Genomic DNA, 22,297 nt, shown 5'->3' with positions numbered 1-22,297 from the left:
GCGACATACCTTTAAAGCCGCTTTTGCCCGTTCTTGTGCCTTGCAGCTTCAAGCTCGCCACTGCCCCTATCCAATCCCGCCATCCTTGTAGGGCAATCCCTACCCCCAACCTTCCATCCCGCTGAGGCCATTCTCTCCTGCGCCCCGATTTGCGTGGTCGGCAGCGTCCACTAGGCTTAGTCCACAGCAGTCATCACAACAAAGGTGTGGGTATGAGCCAGGTCGATTCAAACGCAGGGGCCAGCGATATTCTGGTCAGCTTTCGTGGAGTACAAAAAAGCTACGACGGCGAGAACCTGATCGTCAAAGACCTCAACCTGGAGATTCGCAAAGGCGAATTCCTCACCTTGCTCGGCCCGTCCGGCTCCGGCAAGACCACCAGCCTGATGATGCTCGCCGGTTTCGAAACGCCGACCGCTGGCGAAATCCAGCTGGCCGGGCGTTCCATCAACAACGTGCCGCCACACAAGCGCGACATCGGCATGGTGTTCCAGAACTACGCATTGTTCCCGCACATGACCGTTGCCGAGAACCTGGCGTTCCCGCTGACCGTACGCGGCTTGAACAAGAGCGATGTCAGCGACAAGGTCAAAAAAGTCCTGAGCATGGTTCAGCTCGACACCTTCGCCCAGCGTTATCCGGCACAACTGTCCGGCGGTCAGCAGCAGCGTGTGGCCCTGGCCCGGGCGTTGGTGTTCGAACCGCAACTGGTGCTGATGGACGAACCCCTCGGTGCACTCGACAAACAATTGCGCGAACACATGCAGATGGAAATCAAGCACCTGCATCAGCGCCTCGGCGTGACCGTGGTCTACGTGACCCACGACCAGGGCGAAGCCCTGACCATGTCCGATCGCGTGGCCGTGTTCCACCAGGGCGAGATTCAGCAGATCGCGCCGCCGCGCACCCTCTACGAAGAGCCGAAAAACACCTTCGTCGCCAACTTCATCGGCGAGAACAACCGCCTCAACGGCCGCTTGCACAGCCACACCGGCGACCGCTGCGTGGTTGAGTTGGCGCGCGGTGAAAAGGTTGAGGCCCTGGCGGTCAACGTCGGCAAGACCGGCGAACCCGTCACGCTGTCGATTCGTCCCGAGCGCATTAGCCTCAACGGCGCCAGCGATCAATGCGTCAACCGCTTCTCAGGGAGGGTGGAGGAATTCATCTATCTGGGCGACCACGTCCGGGTTCGCCTGGAAGTCTGCGGCAAGACCGATTTCTTTGTGAAACAACCGATTGCCGAGCTCGATCCCGCGCTGGCCGTCGGCGACGTAGTACCGCTTGGCTGGCAGGTCGAACACGTTCGCGCGCTCGACCCACTTCTAGAGGCGCATTGATCGCCCCCTGCTTCAACAACACCAACCCTGCACGTGGAGAGAACAATAAATGTTGAGATCCCTGAAATTCACCGCTTTGGTCATGGGCATGATCGGTGCGGCGCACGCAATGGCGGCGGGCCCGGACCTGACCGTGGTGTCCTTTGGCGGGGCGAACAAGGCAGCGCAGGTCAAAGCCTTCTACGCACCGTGGGAAGCGGCAGGCAACGGCAAGATCGTGGCGGGCGAGTACAACGGTGAGATGGCCAAGGTCAAAGCCATGGTCGACACCAAGAGCGTGTCCTGGGACCTGGTAGAAGTTGAATCGCCAGAACTGTCCCGTGGTTGCGACGAAGACATGTTCGAGCAGCTTGATCCAAAGTTGTTCGGCAAGTCCGAAGACTACGTCAAAGGCGCCATCCAGCCATGTGGCGTGGGCTTCTTCGTGTGGTCGACCGTGCTGGCCTACAACGCCGACAAACTGGCTTCCGCACCGACCAGTTGGGTGGATTTCTGGGACACCAAGAAATTCCCGGGCAAACGTGGCCTGCGCAAAGGCGCCAAGTACACCCTGGAATTCGCTCTGATGGCCGACGGCGTTGCGCCGAAAGACGTCTACAAAGTACTGGCCGGCAAGGATGGTCAGGACCGCGCGTTCAAGAAGCTTGATGAGCTGAAACCAAGCATCCAGTGGTGGGAAGCCGGCGCGCAACCGCCGCAGTACCTCGCTTCCGGCGACGTGGTCATGAGCTCGGCCTACAACGGCCGGATTGCTGCCGTGCAGAAAGAAAGCAACCTGAAAGTGGTGTGGAACGGCGGTATCTACGACTTCGACGCATGGGCCATCCCGAAAGGTCTGGATAAGGCACGCGCTGAGGCGGCGAAGAAATTCATCGCGTTCTCGGTGCAGCCGCAGCAGCAGAAGACCTACTCGGAAAACATCGCCTACGGCCCGGCCAACATTCAAGCCGTACCGTTGCTGGCCAAGGATGTCCTGAAAGACATGCCGACCACCCCGGAAAACATCGCCAACCAGGTGCAGATCGACGTCAGCTTCTGGGCTGACAACGGCGAGCAACTGGAACAGCGCTTCAATTCCTGGGCTGCGAAGTAGGAGCTGCCGAAGGCTGCGATCTTTTGATCTTGATCTTCAGCGGTCTCAAAGCCGCCAAAAGATCGCAGGTTGCGCCAGCTCCTACAGGGCTGGTGTTTGCTTCAAGAGTTGATGCAATGCGGCATCACGCTATGTGATGCCGCCCATCCAAAGATTTCCGGAGTACGCCATGGCCACCGCCATTCCCCTGAACGCGGGCACCGACCCCACCTTGAAGCAGCGGCTCAAGCACGCCGAGCGGATCAACCGCTGGAAGGCCCAGGCCTTGATCGCGCCCCTGGTGCTGTTTCTGTTGCTGGTGTTCCTGGTGCCCATCGTGGCGCTGCTCTACAAAAGCGTTGGTAACCCGGAAGTGGTCGGCGGCATGCCGCGCACCGTGGCGGCTATCGCCAGTTGGGATGGCCGAGGCCTGCCCGCTGAGCCGGTTTACAAGGCCGCCAGCGAAGACCTGGCTGAAGCCCGCAAGAATCAGACCTTGGGCGATCTGTCCAAGCGCTTGAACATGGAGTTGGCCGGCTACCGCAGCCTGCTGACCAAAACTGCACGTGCCTTACCGTTCGCCACCGAACCTGCCTCTTATAAAGAAGCGCTGGAAGGTCTCGACGAGCGCTGGGGCGACCCGGCCTATTGGCAAGCAGTGCGCCGCAACACCAGCAGCATCACGCCTTATTACTTGCTGGCGGCGGTCGATCACCGTATCGACGACCTCGGTGAAATCGCCCCGGCCACGCCCGATCAGGCGATCTACCTCGACATCTTCGCCCGGACCTTCTGGATGGGGCTGATCATCACCGTGATCTGCCTGCTGCTGGCTTATCCGTTGGCCTACCTGTTGGCGAACCTGCCATCGCGGCAAAGCAACCTGCTGATGATTCTGGTGCTGCTGCCGTTCTGGACTTCGATCCTGGTGCGGGTCGCCGCGTGGATCGTGTTGCTGCAATCGGGTGGCTTGATCAACAGCGGCCTGATGGCGATGGGCATCATCGATAAACCGCTGGAGCTGGTGTTCAACCGCACCGGGGTTTACATCTCCATGGTGCACATCCTGCTGCCGTTCATGATTCTGCCGATCTACAGCGTGATGAAAGGCATTTCGCCCACCTACATGCGCGCCGCGATTTCCCTCGGCTGCCACCCGTTCGCCAGTTTCTGGCGGGTGTACTTCCCGCAGACCTACGCCGGTGTTGGCGCCGGTTGCCTGTTGGTCTTCATCCTTGCCATCGGCTACTACATCACCCCGGCGTTGCTGGGCAGCCCGAACGATCAGATGGTCAGTTACTTCGTCGCCTTCTACACCAACACCAGCATCAACTGGGGCATGGCGACCGCACTCGGTGGGCTGCTGCTGTTGGCGACCGTGGTGCTTTATCTGATTTACAACTGGCTGGTGGGCGCCAGTCGCCTGCGCCTGAGCTAAGGGGAGAACGAAATGCTGAGTCCTTATATGTCGCCCATTGAGCGGGTGTGGTTCTACAGCTTGCGGATTCTCTGCGGCTTGATTTTGTTGTTCCTGATTCTGCCGGTGCTGGTGATCATCCCGTTGTCGTTCAACTCCGGGAGTTTTCTGGTGTACCCGTTGCAAGGCTTTTCGCTGCACTGGTACCAGGACTTCTTTGCTTCGGCCGAGTGGATGCGTTCGCTGAAGAACAGCATCATCGTCGCTCCGGCGGCGACTGTGTTGGCGATGATCTTCGGTACGCTGGCGGCCATCGGCCTGACGCGGGGCGACTTCCCCGGCAAGCCGCTGGTGATGGCACTGGTGATTTCGCCGATGGTGGTACCGGTGGTGATCATCGGTGTGGCGAGCTATCTGTTCTTCGCGCCACTGGGGCTGGGTAACAGCTTCTTCTCGCTGATCGTTGTGCATGCGGTGTTGGGCGTGCCGTTTGTGATCATCACGGTATCGGCGACCTTGCAGGGGTTTAACCAAAACCTGGTGCGTGCTGCTGCGAGCCTGGGTGCTTCACCGCTGACGGCGTTTCGGCGGGTGACGTTGCCGCTGATTGCGCCTGGCGTGATTTCCGGTGCGCTGTTTGCCTTCGCGACTTCGTTCGATGAAGTGGTGGTGACGCTGTTCCTCGCCGGCCCTGAACAAGCGACCCTGCCACGGCAGATGTTCAGCGGTATCCGCGAAAACCTCAGCCCGACCATCGCGGCGGCGGCGACGTTGCTGATTGCCTTCTCGGTGATCCTGCTGCTGACCCTGGAATGGCTGCGCGGCCGTAGCGAAAAACTGCGTACCGCCCAGGTCTGACACGGTCTCTGTAGGAGCTGTCGAGTGAAACGAGGCTGCGATCTTTTGATTTTGCTTTTTAGAAACAAGATCAAAAGATCGCAGCCTCGTTTCACTCGACAGCTCCTACAGGGTTTTGTGTGGTTTTCGGGGGCGCGGGTCATTCACGGCCTGAATAGCAGACAAACCCCAATCCCCAGCTACTCTTGTGCCCAGCTCCCCTATCTATAAGAGGCTGCGCACATGAGTATTTCCTCTTTCAAAATCGCTCACAAACTGATCACCGGCGCAGGTGCCATCGAGCAACTGGCGGCTGAACTGACACGCCTGGACATCGACAACCCGTTGATCGTCACCGATGCCGCACTGGTCAAGTCCGGCACGGTCGAGCTGGCGCTGGCGCAGCTGGGCGACCGAACCTACGAAATTTTCGACCGAGTATTGCCAGACCCGGAAATTGCCATCGTCGAAGACTGCATGCGGGTCTACCGCGAGGGCGGGCACGACGGACTGATCGGCCTGGGCGGCGGCAGTGCCATCGACATCGCTAAAAGTGTTGCGGCCTATGCCGGTTATCACGGGGCGCTGGAGGATCTGTTCGGCATCGATCAGGTGCCGCGCAAAGGCCCGCCGCTGATCGCCATTCCGACCACCGCCGGCACAGGCTCGGAAGTCACCAACGTGGCGATCCTCTCCGACAAGGTCGCGCAGCTGAAGAAAGGCATCGTCAGCGACTATCTATTACCGGACGTGGCGCTGGTCAGCCCGCAAATGACCCTGACCTGCCCGCGCAGTGTCACTGCCGCCAGTGGCGTCGATGCACTGGTGCACGCCATCGAATCCTACCTGTCGTTGAACGCCTCACCGATTACCGACGCGCTGGCCATCGGCGCTATCAAACTCATCGCCAAGGCGCTGCCGAAGGCTTACGCCAATCCGTCCAACCTCCAGGCCCGCGAAGATATGGCCACCGCCAGCCTGATGGCCGGTATGGCGTTTGGTAATGCCGGGGTCGGCGCGGTGCACGCGCTGGCGTATCCGCTGGGAGGCCGTTACAACATTGCCCATGGCGTCAGCAACGCCTTGCTGCTGCCGTATGTCATGACCTGGAACAAAATGGCCTGCGTGGAGCGCATGCAAGATATCGCCGAGGCCATGGGGGTGAAGACCGCTCATCTGAGCGCCAACGACGCGGCGGACAAGGCCGTAGAGGCGATGACCGAGTTGTGCGCTGCGGTGGAAATCCCGCCGGGCCTGCGCAGCTTCGGCGTTCCCGAAGACGCCATCCCGGCCATGGCGGTGGAGGCAGCGGGAATTGAGCGCCTGATGCGCAACAATCCGCGCAAATTGAGTGCCGTCGATATCGAGAAGATCTACCGAGCGGCGTACTGATCATCGCGGCCACGGTGCGCGGGTCAAAGCATGAGGTATACAATGCGCGCCATCGTGATTCTGCTCAAAAAAGGTGCGTCATGCAGCCCTTCGTAATTGCTCCGTCGATTCTCTCCGCCGACTTCGCCCGCCTGGGTGAAGAAGTGGACAACGTCCTGGCCGCTGGCGCCGACTTCGTGCACTTCGACGTCATGGACAACCACTACGTGCCGAACCTGACCATCGGCCCGATGGTGTGTGCCGCGCTGCGCAAGTACGGCGTGACCGCGCCGATCGACGCGCACCTGATGGTCAGCCCGGTGGACCGCATTGTCGGTGACTTCATCGAAGCCGGCGCGACCTACATCACTTTTCACCCGGAAGCCTCGCAGCACGTCGACCGCTCCCTGCAACTGATCCGCGAAGGTGGCTGCAAGTCGGGCCTGGTGTTCAACCCGGCGACCCCGCTGGACGTGCTCAAGTACGTGATGGACAAGGTCGACATGATCCTGCTGATGAGCGTCAACCCGGGCTTCGGCGGGCAGAAGTTCATCCCCGGCACCCTCGACAAGCTGCGTGAAGCGCGGGCGCTGATCGATGCTTCCGGCCGTGACATCCGCCTGGAAATCGACGGCGGCGTGAACGTGAACAACATTCGTGAAATCGCCGCTGCTGGCGCTGACACCTTCGTCGCCGGCTCGGCGATCTTCAATGCACCGAACTACCAAGAGGTGATTGAAAAGATGCGTTCCGAACTGGCGCTGGCCCGCCCATGAGTGGCTTTGAGCAGTTGTTCCCGGGGTCTCTGCCACGGCTGGTGATGTTCGATCTGGATGGCACGCTGGTCGATTCGGTCCCCGACCTCGCAGCGGCTGTGGATAACATGCTGCTCAAACTCGGGCGTCAACCTGTCGGCATCGAATCGGTGCGTGATTGGGTAGGCAACGGTGTGCACACGCTGGTACGCCGGGCCTTGGCCAACCACATCGACGCCGAGGGTGTCGATGAGGTCGAGGCCGAGCATGCGCTGGAGCTGTTCAACGGCTTTTATGAGGACGGTCACGAGCTGACGGTGGTTTACCCCGGCGTGCGCGACACCCTGAAATGGCTGCACAAGCAGGGTGTCGAGATGGCGCTGATCACCAACAAACCGGAGCGCTTCGTCGCGCCGCTGCTGGATCAGATGAAAATCGGTCGTTACTTTCGCTTGATCATCGGCGGCGACACCCTGCCCCAGAAAAAGCCGGACCCGGCAGCGCTGTTTTTCGTGATGAAAATGACCAACATCCCGGCGTCGCAATCCTTGTTCGTCGGCGATTCACGCAGCGATGTGCTGGCGGCGAAAGCGGCGGGAGTCAAATGTGTGGCGCTCAGCTATGGCTATAACCATGGCCGGCCGATTGCCGAAGAGTCGCCGGCGCTGGTGATCGACGATCTGCGCAAGTTAATTCCCGGTTGCCTGGATCCGGCCGCTGAGATAACGTTGCCCGACGCTGTTCAACCCCCTTCTGGAAACGCCATCGTGGTGGTCACTCGCAAACTCTGGATGAAAGTCATCAAGGCCCTGGCCCGCTGGCGTTGGCGCGCCTGACTTGTTCCTGGCCGGTATACCGGCGCGTTTGCATACCTGACTGTTAGACCCTCAAGCCACGAGGCTACCCCATGATCCGCGAAGAATTCCTGCGTTTGGCCGCTGCCGGCTATAACCGCATCCCGCTTGCCTGCGAAACCCTGGCCGACTTCGACACACCGCTGTCGATCTACCTGAAACTGGCCGACGAGCCCAACTCCTACCTGCTGGAATCGGTGCAGGGCGGGGAGAAGTGGGGGCGTTACTCGATCATCGGCCTGCCGTGCCGCACCGTGCTGCGGGTTCACGACCATCACGTCAGCGTGACCCACGACGGGATCGAGATCGAAAGCCACGAAGCCGAAGATCCACTGGCCTTCGTCGAGGAATTCAAAGCTCGCTACAACGTACCGACCATCCCTGGCCTGCCGCGCTTCAATGGCGGCTTGGTCGGTTACTTCGGTTACGACTGCGTGCGCTATGTGGAGAAGCGTCTGGGCAAGTGCCCGAACCCGGATCCGCTGGGTGTGCCGGACATTCTGCTGATGGTTTCCGACGCGGTAGTGGTATTCGACAACCTCGCCGGCAAGATGCATGCGATTGTCCTGGCCGATCCCTCGCAAGACGATGCTTTCGAGCAAGGTCAGGCGCGTCTGGAAGAGCTGCTGGAAAAACTCCGTCAGCCGATTACCCCACGCCGTGGTCTGGATTTCAGCAAGCAACAGTCTGCTGATCCGGTGTTTCGTTCGAGCTTCACCCAGGACGATTACGAAAAAGCCGTCGACACCATCAAGGAATACATCCTGGCCGGTGACTGCATGCAGGTCGTGCCGTCCCAGCGCATGTCGATCGACTTCAAGGCCGCGCCGATTGATCTGTACCGGGCGCTGCGTTGCTTCAACCCGACGCCTTATATGTACTTCTTCAACTTCGGCGACTTCCACGTCGTCGGCAGTTCGCCGGAAGTGCTGGTGCGGGTCGAAGACAACCTGATCACCGTGCGCCCGATCGCCGGCACCCGTCCGCGCGGCGCCAACGAAGAGGCCGACCTGGCACTGGAAAAAGACCTGCTGTCCGATGACAAGGAAATTGCCGAGCACTTGATGCTGATCGACCTGGGTCGTAACGACACCGGTCGGGTCTCGGAAATCGGTTCGGTGAAACTCACCGAGAAGATGGTGATCGAGCGTTATTCCAACGTGATGCACATCGTTTCCAACGTCACCGGTCAATTGAAGGCCGGCCTGACAGCGATGGACGCACTGCGGGCGATTCTGCCGGCGGGCACCTTGTCTGGCGCACCGAAGATTCGCGCGATGGAAATCATCGACGAACTGGAACCGGTCAAGCGTGGTGTCTACGGCGGCGCGGTCGGCTACTTCGCCTGGAACGGCAACATGGACACCGCGATCGCGATCCGCACCGCGGTGATCAAGAACGGCGAACTGCACGTGCAGGCCGGTGGCGGCATCGTTGCCGACTCGGTGCCGGCGCTGGAATGGGAAGAAACCCTGAACAAGCGCCGCGCGATGTTCCGCGCCGTAGCCCTGGCTGAACAAACCCCGGAAAGCTGACCGAAGAACGTTACCCGTATGACATGTCGCTTTGACTGACAAGGCGCTGGACGCTGCGGGTCAATCATTCGAAGGCAGTATTTAAAGTCAGTGAATTCAAGAGGTTCTTAAGCCATGTTGCTGATGATCGATAACTACGACTCTTTTACCTACAACGTTGTGCAATACCTCGGTGAGCTCGGCTCCCAGGTCAAAGTCGTGCGCAACGATGAACTCACCATTGCCGAAATCGAAGCCCTCAACCCTGAGCGGATCGTCGTTTCACCTGGCCCTTGCACGCCGAACGAAGCAGGCGTGTCGATTGATGTGATCAAACATTTTGGCGGTAAATTGCCGATTCTCGGCGTCTGCCTGGGGCATCAGTCCATCGGCCAGGCCTTTGGTGGCGATGTTGTGCGCGCCCGTCAGGTCATGCACGGCAAAACCAGCCCGGTGTTCCACGAGGACAAAGGCGTATTTGAAGGCCTGAACCATCCGCTGACGGTCACCCGCTATCATTCACTGATCGTCAAACGCGAAACCCTGCCCGATTGCCTGGAGCTGACCGCCTGGACCCAGCTTGAAGACGGTTCGGTCGACGAGATCATGGGTCTGCGCCACAAGACACTGAACATCGAGGGCGTCCAGTTTCACCCTGAGTCGATCCTCACCGAACAGGGCCACGAGCTGTTCGCCAATTTCCTCAAACAAACCGGCGGCACGCGCTAAGGACTTTTCATGAATATCAAGACAGCCCTGAGCCGTATCGTCGAGCAGCTCGACCTCAGCACCGACGAGATGCGCGATGTCATGCGCGAAATCATGACCGGTCAATGCACGGATGCGCAGATCGGCGCGTTCATGATGGCCATGCGCATGAAGAGTGAAAGCATCGACGAGATCGTCGGCGCCGTGTCGGTCATGCGCGAGCTGGCGGACAAGGTCGAACTCAAGACCCTCGATGGCGTCGTTGATGTGGTGGGTACCGGTGGCGATGGCGCGAACATTTTTAACGTCTCGACCGCTTCCTCATTCGTGGTCGCGGCGGCCGGTTGCACTGTGGCCAAACACGGCAACCGTGCGGTCTCGGGCAAAAGCGGCAGCGCCGATTTGCTTGAGGCGGCGGGTATCTACTTGAACCTGACGCCGGTTCAGGTAGCACGCTGCATCGACAACGTCGGCATCGGTTTCATGTTCGCCCAGACCCATCACAGCGCCATGAAGCACGCCGCCGGCCCGCGCCGGGAGCTGGGCTTGCGCACGCTGTTCAACATGCTCGGCCCGCTTACGAATCCGGCCGGCGTGAAGCATCAGGTGGTGGGCGTATTCAATCAGGCGTTGTGCCGGCCGTTGGCCGAAGTATTGCAGCGTCTGGGCAGCAAGCACGTGCTGGTGGTTCACTCGAAGGATGGCTTGGACGAGTTCAGTCTGGCGGCGCCGACCTTTGTGGCGGAATTGAAGGATGACCAGATCACCGAGTATTGGGTCGAGCCAGAAGACCTGGGCATGAAGAGCCAGAGCCTGCACGGTCTGGCAGTGGATAGCCCGGCGGCCTCGCTGGAGCTGATTCGCGATGCCCTGGGCAAGCGCAAGACCGAGAACGGTCAGAAAGCTGCGGAAATGATTATGCTCAATGCCGGTGCCGCGCTGTACGCCGCCGACCATGCCAGCAGTTTGAAAGAAGGTGTTGCCCTGGCGCACGATGCGCTGCACACAGGCCTCGCTCGGGAAAAACTGGAGGAGTTGGGTGCATTTACCGCGGTATTCAAAGTGGAGAATGAGGGATGAGTGTACCGACGGTTCTGGAAAACATTCTGGCCCGCAAAGTCCAGGAGGTCGCCGAGCGTAGCGCTCGCGTAAGCCTGGCGGAGCTGGAAAGTCTGGCCAAGGCGGCCGATGCACCCCGTGGTTTTGCCCAGGCATTGTTGGCTCAGGCCAAGCTCAAGCAGCCAGCGGTCATTGCAGAAATCAAGAAGGCTTCACCGAGCAAAGGCGTTATCCGCGAGAACTTCGTTCCCGCCGACATCGCCAAGAGTTACGAGAAGGGCGGCGCGACCTGCCTGTCAGTGCTCACCGATATCGATTACTTCCAGGGCGCCGACGTGTATCTGCAACAGGCGCGGGCGGCGTGCAAACTGCCGGTGATCCGCAAGGACTTCATGATTGATCCGTACCAGATCATTGAAGCCCGAGCGTTGGGCGCCGACTGCGTGCTGCTGATCGTCTCCGCACTGGATGACGTGAAAATGGCCGAGTTGGCTGCCGTCGCCAAAAGTGTCGGCCTCGATGTGCTGGTGGAAGTTCACGATGGCGACGAGCTGGAGCGGGCCTTGAAAACCCTCGACACTCCGTTGGTCGGCGTCAACAACCGCAACCTGCACACCTTCGAAGTCAATCTGGAAACCACCCTCGATCTGTTGCCGCGTATCCCGCGTGATCGCTTGGTGATCACCGAAAGTGGCATTCTCAACCGGGCCGATGTCGAGCTGATGGAAATCAGCGACGTGTACGCGTTCCTGGTTGGCGAAGCGTTCATGCGCGCCGAAAGCCCGGGCACCGAGCTGCAGCGCCTGTTCTTTCCTGAGCGTGGTATCGCGGTGAGCGGTTCTACACTCGACTGAACGTGACTTAATGAAGAAGCCGGCGATGCCGGCTTTTTTATACCCCAAACAAAGGATGTCTACTGCCATGACCCAGCCCATCGCCTTGACCGTCGAAGCCGGCCTGCTCGCCGAACAGGATCTGTTGGCCCATGTGTGCACCGGCGATTCGGAGTTTGTCCTGCTGTTCTGGCAACCCAGTGATAAGGCGCTGGTCATGCCGCGACGATTGAATCGTCTGCCTGGGTTCGAGGTCGCGTGCGAAGTGTCGGCTGCGGCAGGTTGGCCGGTGTTGCTGCGTGAAACCGGCGGTGAACCGGTACCGCAATCGGCCTCAACGATCAACATCGCACTGGTCTACGCGCCACCGCGTAGCGAGGGTGACCAGAACCGCATCGAAACCGGTTATCGTCGGCTTTGCGATCCGATTTGTCAGTTACTCGATGAACTGGGCGGCGTTTCGTCTTTGGGCGAAATAGAGGGTGCGTTCTGTGATGGGCGTTTCAACGTCAACCTTGATGGGCGCAAGATGGTCGGCACGGCTCAACGCTGGCGCCAGAGCAAGGGCGGTACGCGTCCGGTAGGGTTGGTGCACGGTGCTTTGTTGCTCGATAACGAGCGTGAGTCGATGGTTGCGGCGGTTAATCGTTTCAATGAAGCCTGTGGCCTGGAGCAGCGAGTTCGCGCCGAGAGCCACATTGCTCTTCATGAAAAATATGCAGCACCTGATGCGTTGGGGCGACTCGACACGTTGTACCGCGAGTTGCTGGCAGACATGTTCAGGGTTTAGCGCGTACCGAAGACCACCATGGTCTTGCCTTTGACGTCCACCAGATTGCGTTCTTCCAGGTCCTTGAGTACGCGTCCGACCATCTCACGTGAACAACCGACAATCCGCCCGATCTCCTGACGGGTCACCTTGATCTGCATGCCATCGGGATGGGTCATTGCGTCTGGCTGCTTGCACAGTTCCAAGAGGCAGCGTGCGACGCGGCCGGTAACGTCGAAGAATGCAAGGTCACCCACTTTGCGGGTGGTGTTGCGCAGGCGCTGTGCGATTTGTCCGCTGAGCACGTAAAGAATGTCTGGATCCTGTTGGGACAGCTCGCGGAATTTCGCGTAGCTGATCTCCGCGACTTCACATTCGATCTTGGCGCGCACCCAGGCGCTGCGTTCCTGTTCCAGGCCGGCCTGTTCGAACAGGCCCAACTCGCCGAAAAAGTCTCCGGAGTTCAGGTAGGCGATGATCATTTCGCGGCCATCGTCATCCTCGATCAGGATGGTGACTGAACCCTTGATGATGAAGAACAGCGTGTCCGAGCGGTCGCCGGCACAAATGATGTTGCTTTTGGCCGCATAACGACGGCGCTGGCAGTGCATCAACAGCTTGTCGAGGTTCTTGATTTTGGGTGTTGGGGTAATAGCAACCATGGTTGTATCCCGAAAAGACTTCACGGTGTGTTTGGTTTTCTTATGAGTCGCTGAGGTTGCTACAGAGCTGGCTATGCGCCAGTGAATTGGCGCCAGCTTAACAGACACTTCCTGCAATATTCGAGAATTTACCTACAGCGCAGAGGCTTGCGTCTTAGGAAGGCGGGACACCGTCCATCAAGGACCCTGTGCTAAGCTGGCGACCCTTTTTTATACAGTGGAGTCTTGGCGATGAAGGCACGCATCCAATGGGCTGGCGAAGCCATGTTCCTCGGCGAATCCGGCAGCGGTCATGTCGTGGTCATGGACGGTCCGCCCGATGCCGGCGGTCGCAACCTGGGTGTCCGGCCGATGGAAATGCTCCTGCTGGGTGTTGGCGGTTGCAGCAATTTCGACGTGGTCAGCATCCTCAAGAAGTCCCGTCAGGCCGTTGAAAGCTGCGAAGCCTTCCTCGAAGCCGAGCGTGCCACCGAAGATCCGAAGGTATTCACCAAGATCCACATGCACTTCGTGGTCAAGGGCCGAGGCTTGAAAGAAGCCCAGGTCAAACGCGCCATCGAGCTGTCTGCCGAGAAGTATTGCTCGGCGTCGATCATGCTTGGTGCGGCTGGCGTGGCAATTACCCATGACTACGAGATCATCGAGCTCGGTTGAATCGACATTCAACTATCATAAAGGCAGTGCAGACTGTGGCGATCCCAAGCTGACGTCTGCACAATGCGCCACTTTTTTCAGGGTAGTGGCCCGTCCGCCGACAGGCCGCGCACCCGAACAGACAACCAAAATCGCCATTGCGAAGAGGTGTTAACCGTCCTACGCAGCTGCGTCGTTCGCATCTGACGGGCATGCTTGATCATGCGGCCGGGCCGCAATACATAGAGAGTTTTTAACGGTGAAAAGCAAACTCAAGCTCCACGGGTTCAATAACCTGACAAAGACCTTGAGCTTCAACATCTATGACATCTGCTACGCGGAAACTCCGCAAGACCAACAGGCTTACGTCGAATACATCAATAAAGAGTACAACGCCAAGCGCCTGACGCAGATCCTCACAGAAGTTGTCGATATCATTGGTGCCAACATCCTGAACATTGCCAGTCAGGATTATGAGCCCCAAGGCGCCAGCGTCACGATTCTGATCTCTGAAGAGCCGGTGACCCCTACCGACAGTCAGATCGAAGAGTCTCCGGGCCCGCTGCCTGAAATTATCCTGGCCCACCTCGACAAGAGCCACATCACGGTGCACACCTACCCGGAAATCCATCCGGACGATGGCATCGCGACATTCCGTGTGGACATTGATGTGTCGACCTGTGGCGTCATTTCACCGCTTAAGGCGCTCAACTTCCTGATCCACCAGTTCGATTCGGATATCGTGACCGTGGATTATCGTGTGCGCGGTTTCACCCGTGACGTGGAAGGCAAAAAGCACTTCATCGACCACGAGATCAACTCGATTCAGAACTACCTTTCCGAAGACACCCGCGACGCGTACCAGATGACCGACGTGAACGTGTACCAGGAAAACCTGTTCCACACCAAAATGCTGCTGAAGAACTTCGAACTCGATAACTACCTGTTCGGCGACGCTACCAGCAACCTGTCTTCTGAGCAGCGTGCTCAGGTGACGGAGCGTGTGAAACACGAAATGCTGGAAATCTTCTACGCGCGCAACATGCCGAACTGATTTTCTGCGAGCAAAAAGAAAGGACGCTGAAAAGCGCCCTTTTTTGTGCCCAGTGTTTGGGATCAGATCCGATAAGTACTCTTGGTCATGACCTTGGCCATCAGGCTCATGCCGAACTTCACCGGCGCCGGGAAGCGGAACCCCCCAGCCTCCAGCGCGCTTTCGGCGTGGTGTTCTTCATCAATGCGCATCTGCTCGAGGATCGCCCGGGACTTTTCGTCCTCGGGTGGCAGTTGCTCAAGGTGTTCGTTGAGGTGTTTGCAGACCTGATGTTCGGTCGCGGCAACGAAACCCAGGCTGACTTTATCGCTGATCAACCCGGCCACCGCGCCAATCCCGAACGACATGCCGTAGAACAGTGGATTGAGAATGCTGGTGTGGCTGCCCAACTGTTTTATGCGTTGTTCGCACCAGACCAGGTGGTCGATTTCTTCTTCGGCGGCATGCTCCATGGCGGCGCGCACTTGCGGCAGCTTGGCGGTCAGGGCCTGACCTTGATACAGCGCCTGGGCACAGACTTCGCCGGTATGGTTGATGCGCATCAGACCGGCGACGTGCCGGGTGTCTTCGTCACTCATTTGCGCGTCCGGCTGCACGATAGCGGGCGAAGGACGGTACGGCTGACCACTGAAGGGCAGCAAGGTACGCATCGCGGCATCGGCTTGTAGCAGAAGACGGTCAATCGGCGAGTAGTGACGTTGGGTAGTCATGCTGACCTCCGGGAAGAATCTCGGCGGCCAGTTTAACCCAATCGGCCGGGGAAGGTTTGCGCTGGGTCATTGTGACGCAGGTGCTTGTGGGGGCGGGATTGCCCGCCCCCACAAGGCTTACTGCAATCAGCCCGGCGGCCAATGCATCTGGCGCTGACCCAATACATGCATATGAATGTGATAGACGGTCTGCCCACCCAGTGGATTGCAATTCATGACCACGCGGAAGCCCTCTTCGCAACCCAGTTCCAGGGCCAGACGCTGGGCGGTGAACAGAATATGCCCAGCCAATGCCTTGTCGTCCTCGGTCAGGTCGTTAAGTGTGCGCACCGCTTTTTTCGGAATCACCAGAAAATGCACGGGTGCCTGTGGGGCGATGTCGTGGAAGGCCAGTACCTGGTCGTCCTCGTAAATGATCTTCGCCGGGATTTCCCGGTTGATGATCTTGGTGAACAGAGTATCCACAGCTTTTTTCTCCGTTGTTTGGGCTGGCCTGAGTGTAACCATGGGTTATGCCCGAGCCCAGCCTTTTACCTTGAGGGTGTGATCAGCGCGGGCAGTAAGCCTTGTTGACCATGCCGGCGATTGTCCGGGTCAGCCAGCGCGAGCCGAGTCGCGGCAGGAAGGCGCGCCAGCGGTTGCGTCGACCCGGAATAATGATGGCGCGATTTTTCTCCAGAGCGCGCACGGTATAGAGCGCGACTTCCTCGGGGCTCATCAGCATTTTGCTGTCGATCAGTTTGCCAGCGTCCAATTGCGCGGTGCGGAAAAACGCCGTGCGGGTAGGGCCGGGGCAGAGCACCGACACCTTGACCGCGCATTTTTTCAGTTCGACGCGCAACCCTTCGGAAAAGTGCAGCACATAAGCCTTGCTGGCGTAATAAGTACTCATCCACGGGCCGGGATGGAACGCCGCCACCGAGGCGACATTCAAAATCTGCCCGCCGCCCTGCAGCGCCATACTGTTGCCGATCGCGTGACACAGGCGAGTGAGCGCAAGGATGTTCACCTCGATCAGGTCCTGCTCGGTCATCCAGTCTTGAGCCAGGAAAGGACCGCAGGTGCCGATGCCGGCGCAGTTGACCAGCAAATCGATCTGTCGATCACCTTCCTCCAGCTCCAGCAGAAAACCGGACAACCGTAGCGGCTCGCCGAGGTCACAGGCTCGAAACAGCACTTCCACGCCAAAACGTTGAGTCAGTTCAATCGCAATACTTTCCAGCTGATCACGCTGACGGGCCACCAGAATCAGGCTGCGGCCGCGCCGGGCCAGCGCTTCGGCCATCGCCAGGCCGATGCCGCTGGAAGCGCCAGTGATCAGAGCGTAACGGGTCATGCATTTCTCCATCGCAACAGCTCCGCGCCGGCGACGCAGGTGTCACGGGCGGGGAGCGCTGTTCATTCTTTCGCAGAGTCTACAGGGGGCTGGGCTTCTTCGGCTGCATCGTCGGCTGAATTTGGCGCGGGCTCTGCTTCCACGGCGGTTTGATCTTCGATCTCTTCGGTGGTCACGGAGTCACTTTCATAGCTGCCCTGGGTGGCGCTTTCGTATTCGCTTTGAATGGTTGTAAGGCCACCGGTCAGTCCGCCAATGAACAGGATCGCGATAAACACCAGCCATAGTGAAGAGAGGACCTTGACCGCGGTGCTGTTGGGCGGTGGTGGCGCACCGTATCGATTGGCGGTGTTATTACCCGGCACAATCACCATCACGAACGGAAAGATGCTGCCCACGAACGGTACGAGGGTCAGCAGCCAGAGCCAGCCAGACCAGCCAACATCATGCAGGCGCTGGACACTGAACTGGATGCTGACGAGGCCGAGCGCCACGAAGCCAATCAAGGCCAGCAGGCCTCCGAGAATGAGGGCGATGGTCGAGTCCGTGTTGATGAGGGCCAAGGCGAAAACAGCCAGCAAAGAGCCAGCGCTAAGGGTCACCAGCGTCAGCGACATCGTCCAGGCCAGATAACGCAAGCGACCGATCCGACCCTCGAAGCTGAACGGCTTGAGTGTGGAAAACGCAGGCAAGGCTTCGCCAACGCTAGCCTGGGGTGGTGCGTAAGGGGATTCGGGATCTGCCGCGACGGCAGGGGCGTGTTCATGAACGTCAGCCAGGTTCAGCTCGATCGAGGGTTCGGATTCGATCCGGGCATCGATACCGGTTTTGGTCAGCGCCTGGAGATAAGTCTGTGCATCGGCCTGGGACAGGTCGCGTTTGAGTGCAACCGGCTTGCCACTGAACAGCCGCTCGATGGCAGCCACATCGCTTTTGAACAACTCGGCGAGATTGAGCTTGGCGGTGGTGACGTCAACACCTGGCAGCAGAGCGCCGTCGAACACGATCTTGAAACGGTTTTCGCTCATTGCGAGGCATCCTTGTCGTGTAAAGCCAGCCGGAATGGACTGGCCAGGTTTTCCTGTCAGCGTGGCCAGCGCTTGGGCAGCGCTGCCGCCAGCTCCAGTGCTTTTCGGTACTCGGCATCGAGGCGAGCGACCAATTGATCAACACTCGGCAGGTCATCGATCTCGCCGACACCCTGGCCTGCGGACCAGACGGTTTTCCAGGCTTTGGCTTCATCGCTTATGGGCTTGAGTTTGGAGCCGAAGTCCACCTCACCCTTGCCTTGCAGCGCGGCCATGTCGAAACCTGCTGCCTCAAGGCTCTGACGCATAAAGCTCGCCGGTACTCCCGACACCGCTGGAGTATGGACGATGTCCGCGGCTCTGGAAGTCAGCAGCATCTCTTTATAGGCGTCAGGCGCATGACTTTCGGTGGTGCCGATAAATCGCGTACCGAAGTAGGCCAGATCCGCACCGAGCAATTGTGCCGCGAGAATCTCGTGACCGTGGTTCAGGCAACCGGCCAGCAGCAGGGTCTTGTCGAAGAATTGGCGGATCTCGGCAATCAGCGAGAACGGGCTCCAGGTTCCGGCGTGTCCACCGGCGCCCGCTGCCACGGCGATCAAACCGTCGACCCCGGCCTCGGCGGCTTTCTCTGCATGGCGACGAGTCGTCACGTCATGGAACACCAGACCGCCATAGCTGTGCACGGCATCGACCAGTTCTTTCACGGCGCCGAGGCTGGTGATCACGATCGGCACTTTGTGCTCGATGCAGATCTTCAGGTCCGCTTGCAGCCGCGGGTTGCTGTTGTGGACGATCAGGTTCACCGCATAAGGCGCCGGATTCTCCAATGTCGCCAACCCTGCTTCGATCTCTTCCAGCCAGGCCTTGAAGCCGCTGCTCTCGCGCTGGTTCAGTGCGGGGAAGCTGCCCACCACGCCATTGCGGCAGCAGGCGAGCACCAGTTGTGGGTTGGAAATCAGGAACATCGGCGCTGCCACCACAGGCAGACGCAAACGTTGTTCGAGCAGAGCGGGCAGCGACATTGGAAGTACCCCGGTGAGTTGTGCTTATTGGAGTTAGAACGGCCGAACGACGACCAGAATTACAATGGCCAGCAATATCAGAACCGGCACTTCATTGAACCAGCGATAAAAGACATGGCTGCGGGTGTTTTCGCCACGGGCAAAACGTTTCACCTGGGCGCCGCACATGTGGTGGTAGCCGATCAGGATCACCACCAGGGTCAACTTGGCGTGAATCCAGGCGCCTTGACTAAATATGCTGGGGTTCAAGGCGATCAGTGCAATGCCGAAAATCAGGGTGGCGATCATCGCCGGGCCCATGATGCCGCGGTACAGCTTGCGTTCCATGATGCTGAAACGTTCTTTGCTGACAGTGTCTTCGCTTTGGGCGTGGTAGACGAACAGACGCGGCAAGTAAAACAGGGCGGCAAACCAGCAGACCATGCTGACGATGTGAAGCGCTTTGAGCCACAGATAAAGCATTTTTAGTTATTCCCAGGTTCACGGTAGCCCGGATAGTAGAGGCTTGAGGCTCCGCACGTCACCTTGCCGGTTGTCGCAGGACGATACGGGCCCTATTATCGACGACTTTCCAGTGGGTTCGTTGAGGGCAGGTTTATGGTCAAGGTCGGTATCGTCGGCGGCACGGGTTACACCGGTGTCGAACTGCTGCGTCTGTTGGCACAGCATCCGCAAGCAGAAGTGGTCGTCATCACTTCCCGATCCGAGGCCGGTCTGGCCGTGGCTGATATGTATCCGAACCTGCGCGGTCATTACGATGGCCTGGCGTTCAGCGTTCCGGACGTCAAGACGCTGGGCGCTTGCGACGTGGTGTTCTTCGCCACGCCTCACGGTGTGGCTCATGCCCTGGCTGGCGAGTTGCTGGCTGCCGGGACCAAAGTCATCGACCTGTCGGCGGACTTCCGTCTGCAAGACGCCGATGAGTGGGCCAAGTGGTACGGTCAGCCGCACGGCGCACCAGAACTTTTGGAAGAGGCTGTCTATGGCTTGCCTGAAGTCAATCGCGAGCAGATCAAGCAGGCTCGCCTGATCGCTGTGCCGGGTTGCTACCCGACTGCTACGCAATTGGGTTTCCTGCCATTGCTTGAAGCCGGTCTGGCTGATACCACCCGCTTGATCGCTGACTGCAAATCCGGCGTCAGTGGCGCCGGTCGTGGCGCGTCTGTAGGTTCGCTGTACTCCGAGACGTCGGAAAGCATGAAGGCTTACGCCGTCAAAGGTCACCGTCACCTGCCGGAAATCCGCCAGGGTCTGCGTCGTGCCGCGGGCAAGGACGTCGGTCTGACGTTCGTTCCGCACCTGACGCCAATGATTCGAGGCATCCACTCGACGCTCTACGCGACGGTCGTGGATCGCTCGGTTGATCTGCAGGCGCTGTTTGAAAAGCGTTATGCCAACGAACCGTTCGTCGATGTCATGCCGGCCGGTAGCCATCCAGAAACCCGCAGCGTGCGCGGTGCCAACGTTTGCCGTATTGCGGTGCATCGTCCGCAGGATGGTGATCTGGTGGTGGTGTTGTCGGTGATCGACAACCTGGTCAAAGGCGCGTCGGGGCAGGCGGTGCAGAACCTGAACATCCTGTTTGGTCTGGATGAGCGCCTGGGTCTGTCCCACGCAGGCATGCTGCCGTAAGGCTTTATCCTGCTCAGCAAAAAGGCCCGTCTGACGGGCCTTTTTGCATTCCGGGCTTACGATTGGGTTGATTGATATACCGTAACAATAGTTGACCAATTTTCTAGGAGAAGCGGATAATGCGCGTCATCACGCATTATGGCGGCGTAACGCCGGGAGATAGTTAGCATGAGCGTCGAATCCTTCACCCCCACGGCTTTGCAATTCACCCACGGTGCCGCGCACAAGGTGAAGAGCCTGGTCGATGAAGAGGGGAATGATCGCTTGAAGCTGCGCGTATTCGTTACGGGCGGCGGTTGTTCAGGTTTTCAGTACGGCTTCACCTTCGATGAAGAAGTGGCCGATGACGACACCATTGTCGAGCGCGAAGGGGTGAGTCTGGTCGTTGATCCGATGAGCTTCCAGTACCTGGCAGGTGCCGAGGTGGATTATCAGGAAGGTCTGGAAGGTTCACGCTTCGTGATCAAGAATCCGAACGCCAGCACCACGTGCGGCTGCGGCTCTTCGTTCTCGATCTGATCGCAATCACCGCATCACCAAGCGCCGCATGGCCTCAGGGTTCTGCGGCGTTTTGCTGTCCGGGATTCGGTATGGATAGTCAGGCAGGGTAGATGGCGCCGAGTACGCGCAGGCCGCTTGCGCCGGTGACGCTCGGGCGATTGGCAGCGATGCCTTCAAGGCAGCAATGGGCCAGCCAGGCGAAGGCCATGGCTTCGACCCAGTCCGGGTCTACACCATAAGCCGCGGTGCTGCTGACCTTGGTGTTCGGCAGCAAGCTGGCCAAGCGGTTCATCAGCGTGGCGTTGTGCGCGCCGCCGCCGCAGACCAACAGTTCCTGGGTATCTGATTGAGCGCTTTGCAGTGACTCGACGATGGTCAGGGCGGTCAGTTCGAGCAGGGTTGCCTGCACGTCTTCGGCGGCGAAGGTCGACAGTTTCGATAGATGCTGTGTCAGCCATGGCAGGTTGAACACTTCGCGGCCGGTGCTCTTGGGGCCTTTGGTCACGAAAAATGGATCACTCAGCAGTTCGTTCAGCAGAACCGGTTGGACCTTGCCGCTGGCAGCCCATTGACCGTCACGATCAAAGTTGTCGCCGCGTTGCTGGTGAATCCAGGCATCCAGCAGAACATTGCCCGGGCCACAGTCGAAACCGGCTACCGGTTTGCCGGGCTCGATTAGGCTGAGGTTGCTGAAACCGCCAACGTTCAATACCGCGCGATTGCCTGCGCGCTCTTCAAACAACGCTTCGTGAAAGGCTGGAACCAGTGGGGCGCCTTGTCCGCCAGCCGCAACATCGCGGCTGCGGAAGTCGCTGACCACGGGGATGCCGGTCAACTCGGTCAGAAGGGCGGGGTTGCCGATCTGCACGGTGAAACCGCGCGCCGGTTCGTGGCGAATGGTCTGGCCGTGGCTGCCAATCGCGCGAATGTCTTCGGGTTTCAGTTTTTGTTGGTCGAGGAGGGTGTGAATACCCTGTGCCGCCAGCTTCACCCAGTTTTGTTGAGCGAGGGCGGAGCGGGCTATCTCGTCCGGGCCGCTGGCGCACAAGCCAAGCAGCTCGGCGCGCAGGCCGTCAGGCATTGGGGTGTAGTGCGTGGCAATCAGGTTGATCGTCGGAGTCAGCTCGATCAACGCAATGTCCAGGCCATCGAGGCTGGTCCCGGACATCACACCTATATAAAGCGTCATG

The 22,297-nt window shown here is 59.2% G+C and carries 24 protein-coding genes; 16 read left to right on the top strand and 8 right to left on the bottom strand.

Annotated elements, in window-relative coordinates:
- Positions 1–212 precede the first annotated feature (212 nt).
- The 12 genes from ACA059_RS28840 to ACA059_RS28785 all read left to right on the top strand — a co-directional run bounded on the left by ACA059_RS28840 (position 213) and on the right by ACA059_RS28785 (position 12,547).
- On the top strand, positions 213–1,337 hold the full coding sequence (locus ACA059_RS28840; protein ID WP_497631832.1) for an ABC transporter ATP-binding protein: 1,125 nt from the start codon (positions 213–215) through the stop codon (positions 1,335–1,337).
- 49 nt (positions 1,338–1,386) lie between these two features.
- Entirely contained in the window at positions 1,387–2,430 is a 1,044-nt protein-coding gene (locus tag ACA059_RS28835) for an ABC transporter substrate-binding protein (protein ID WP_282381942.1), read from the top strand.
- 169 nt (positions 2,431–2,599) lie between these two features.
- The gene (locus tag ACA059_RS28830) at positions 2,600–3,847 is read left to right on the top strand and encodes an ABC transporter permease (protein WP_497631831.1); all 1,248 of its coding nucleotides are present in this window, start codon (positions 2,600–2,602) and stop codon (positions 3,845–3,847) included.
- 12 nt (positions 3,848–3,859) lie between these two features.
- Positions 3,860–4,684 (top strand): ABC transporter permease, encoded by an 825-nt coding sequence (locus ACA059_RS28825; protein WP_497631830.1) that lies wholly within the window; start codon positions 3,860–3,862, stop codon positions 4,682–4,684.
- A gap of 222 nt (positions 4,685–4,906) precedes the next feature.
- Entirely contained in the window at positions 4,907–6,055 is a 1,149-nt protein-coding gene (locus ACA059_RS28820; protein WP_497631829.1) for an iron-containing alcohol dehydrogenase, read from the top strand.
- 80 nt (positions 6,056–6,135) lie between these two features.
- Positions 6,136–6,810 carry a ribulose-phosphate 3-epimerase gene (gene rpe, locus ACA059_RS28815; protein WP_008027088.1) on the top strand — a complete coding sequence of 225 codons (675 nt, stop codon included), beginning with the start codon at positions 6,136–6,138 and terminating at the stop codon, positions 6,808–6,810.
- A complete protein-coding gene (locus tag ACA059_RS28810) occupies positions 6,807–7,625 on the top strand; it encodes a phosphoglycolate phosphatase (protein WP_497631828.1) in 819 nt (272 codons plus the stop codon). The genes rpe and ACA059_RS28810 overlap by 4 nt, the downstream gene beginning before the upstream one ends.
- Positions 7,626–7,696: 71 nt before the next feature.
- Positions 7,697–9,178, top strand: coding sequence for an anthranilate synthase component I (gene trpE / locus ACA059_RS28805; protein ID WP_489264445.1), 1,482 nt, complete (start codon positions 7,697–7,699; stop codon positions 9,176–9,178).
- 114 nt (positions 9,179–9,292) lie between these two features.
- Entirely contained in the window at positions 9,293–9,886 is a 594-nt protein-coding gene (locus ACA059_RS28800) for an aminodeoxychorismate/anthranilate synthase component II (protein ID WP_033056198.1), read from the top strand.
- A gap of 9 nt (positions 9,887–9,895) precedes the next feature.
- A complete protein-coding gene (trpD, locus tag ACA059_RS28795) occupies positions 9,896–10,945 on the top strand; it encodes an anthranilate phosphoribosyltransferase (RefSeq protein ID WP_462048244.1) in 1,050 nt (349 codons plus the stop codon).
- The gene (trpC, locus tag ACA059_RS28790; protein ID WP_497631827.1) at positions 10,942–11,778 is read left to right on the top strand and encodes an indole-3-glycerol phosphate synthase TrpC; all 837 of its coding nucleotides are present in this window, start codon (positions 10,942–10,944) and stop codon (positions 11,776–11,778) included. The genes trpD and trpC overlap by 4 nt, the downstream gene beginning before the upstream one ends.
- A gap of 67 nt (positions 11,779–11,845) precedes the next feature.
- Complete coding sequence (locus ACA059_RS28785; RefSeq protein WP_497631826.1) at positions 11,846–12,547, top strand: lipoate--protein ligase family protein; 702 nt, start codon at positions 11,846–11,848, stop codon at positions 12,545–12,547.
- Here the strand turns inward: ACA059_RS28785 and crp are convergent.
- Positions 12,544–13,188, bottom strand: a complete 645-nt coding sequence (gene crp, locus ACA059_RS28780) for a cAMP-activated global transcriptional regulator CRP (protein WP_008147233.1) — start codon at positions 13,186–13,188, stop codon at positions 12,544–12,546. The two genes, ACA059_RS28785 and crp, sit on opposite strands and share 4 nt — an antisense overlap.
- A 231-nt stretch (positions 13,189–13,419) precedes the next feature.
- Between crp and ACA059_RS28775 the strand changes: the two genes are divergently transcribed.
- Entirely contained in the window at positions 13,420–13,842 is a 423-nt protein-coding gene (locus ACA059_RS28775; RefSeq protein WP_007941657.1) for an OsmC family protein, read from the top strand.
- A 238-nt stretch (positions 13,843–14,080) separates the two neighbouring features.
- Complete coding sequence (gene speD, locus ACA059_RS28770; protein ID WP_095127236.1) at positions 14,081–14,875, top strand: adenosylmethionine decarboxylase; 795 nt, start codon at positions 14,081–14,083, stop codon at positions 14,873–14,875.
- Positions 14,876–14,937: 62 nt separating this feature from the next.
- On the opposite strand, the gene coq7 is transcribed toward speD, so the two are convergent.
- From coq7 to hemJ, 6 genes are all read right to left on the bottom strand, one after another.
- On the bottom strand, positions 14,938–15,585 hold the full coding sequence (gene coq7, locus ACA059_RS28765; protein ID WP_497631825.1) for a 2-polyprenyl-3-methyl-6-methoxy-1,4-benzoquinone monooxygenase: 648 nt from the start codon (positions 15,583–15,585) through the stop codon (positions 14,938–14,940).
- A gap of 126 nt (positions 15,586–15,711) precedes the next feature.
- Positions 15,712–16,050: a histidine triad nucleotide-binding protein gene (locus tag ACA059_RS28760; RefSeq protein ID WP_008147240.1), complete on the bottom strand. Its 339-nt coding sequence runs from the start codon at positions 16,048–16,050 to the stop codon at positions 15,712–15,714.
- Positions 16,051–16,132: 82 nt separating this feature from the next.
- A complete protein-coding gene (locus ACA059_RS28755) occupies positions 16,133–16,921 on the bottom strand; it encodes an SDR family NAD(P)-dependent oxidoreductase (protein ID WP_046045397.1) in 789 nt (262 codons plus the stop codon).
- Between the two features lie 62 nt (positions 16,922–16,983).
- Entirely contained in the window at positions 16,984–17,949 is a 966-nt protein-coding gene (locus ACA059_RS28750) for a DUF805 domain-containing protein (RefSeq protein ID WP_497631824.1), read from the bottom strand.
- Between the two features lie 56 nt (positions 17,950–18,005).
- Positions 18,006–18,974: an NAD(P)H-dependent flavin oxidoreductase gene (locus tag ACA059_RS28745; protein ID WP_497631823.1), complete on the bottom strand. Its 969-nt coding sequence runs from the start codon at positions 18,972–18,974 to the stop codon at positions 18,006–18,008.
- A 33-nt stretch (positions 18,975–19,007) separates the two neighbouring features.
- Entirely contained in the window at positions 19,008–19,436 is a 429-nt protein-coding gene (gene hemJ / locus ACA059_RS28740) for a protoporphyrinogen oxidase HemJ (protein ID WP_497631822.1), read from the bottom strand.
- 135 nt (positions 19,437–19,571) lie between these two features.
- Here hemJ and argC point away from each other — a divergent pair, with 135 nt between their 5' ends.
- Both argC and erpA read left to right on the top strand, forming a co-directional pair.
- Positions 19,572–20,606, top strand: coding sequence for an N-acetyl-gamma-glutamyl-phosphate reductase (argC, locus tag ACA059_RS28735; RefSeq protein ID WP_497631821.1), 1,035 nt, complete (start codon positions 19,572–19,574; stop codon positions 20,604–20,606).
- Positions 20,607–20,774: 168 nt separating this feature from the next.
- Positions 20,775–21,125 (top strand): iron-sulfur cluster insertion protein ErpA, encoded by a 351-nt coding sequence (gene erpA, locus ACA059_RS28730; RefSeq protein WP_007947969.1) that lies wholly within the window; start codon positions 20,775–20,777, stop codon positions 21,123–21,125.
- A gap of 79 nt (positions 21,126–21,204) precedes the next feature.
- Here erpA and ACA059_RS28725 read toward each other — a convergent pair whose 3' ends face one another.
- On the bottom strand, positions 21,205–22,296 hold the full coding sequence (locus ACA059_RS28725; RefSeq protein ID WP_497631820.1) for an anhydro-N-acetylmuramic acid kinase: 1,092 nt from the start codon (positions 22,294–22,296) through the stop codon (positions 21,205–21,207).
- Position 22,297 lies beyond the last annotated feature (1 nt).

The sequence above is a fragment of the Pseudomonas sp. LBUM1647 genome, from assembly GCF_059716175.1.
The sequence above is the reverse complement of the archived record's forward strand: the minus strand, read 5'-3'. Positions and strand labels throughout refer to the sequence as shown.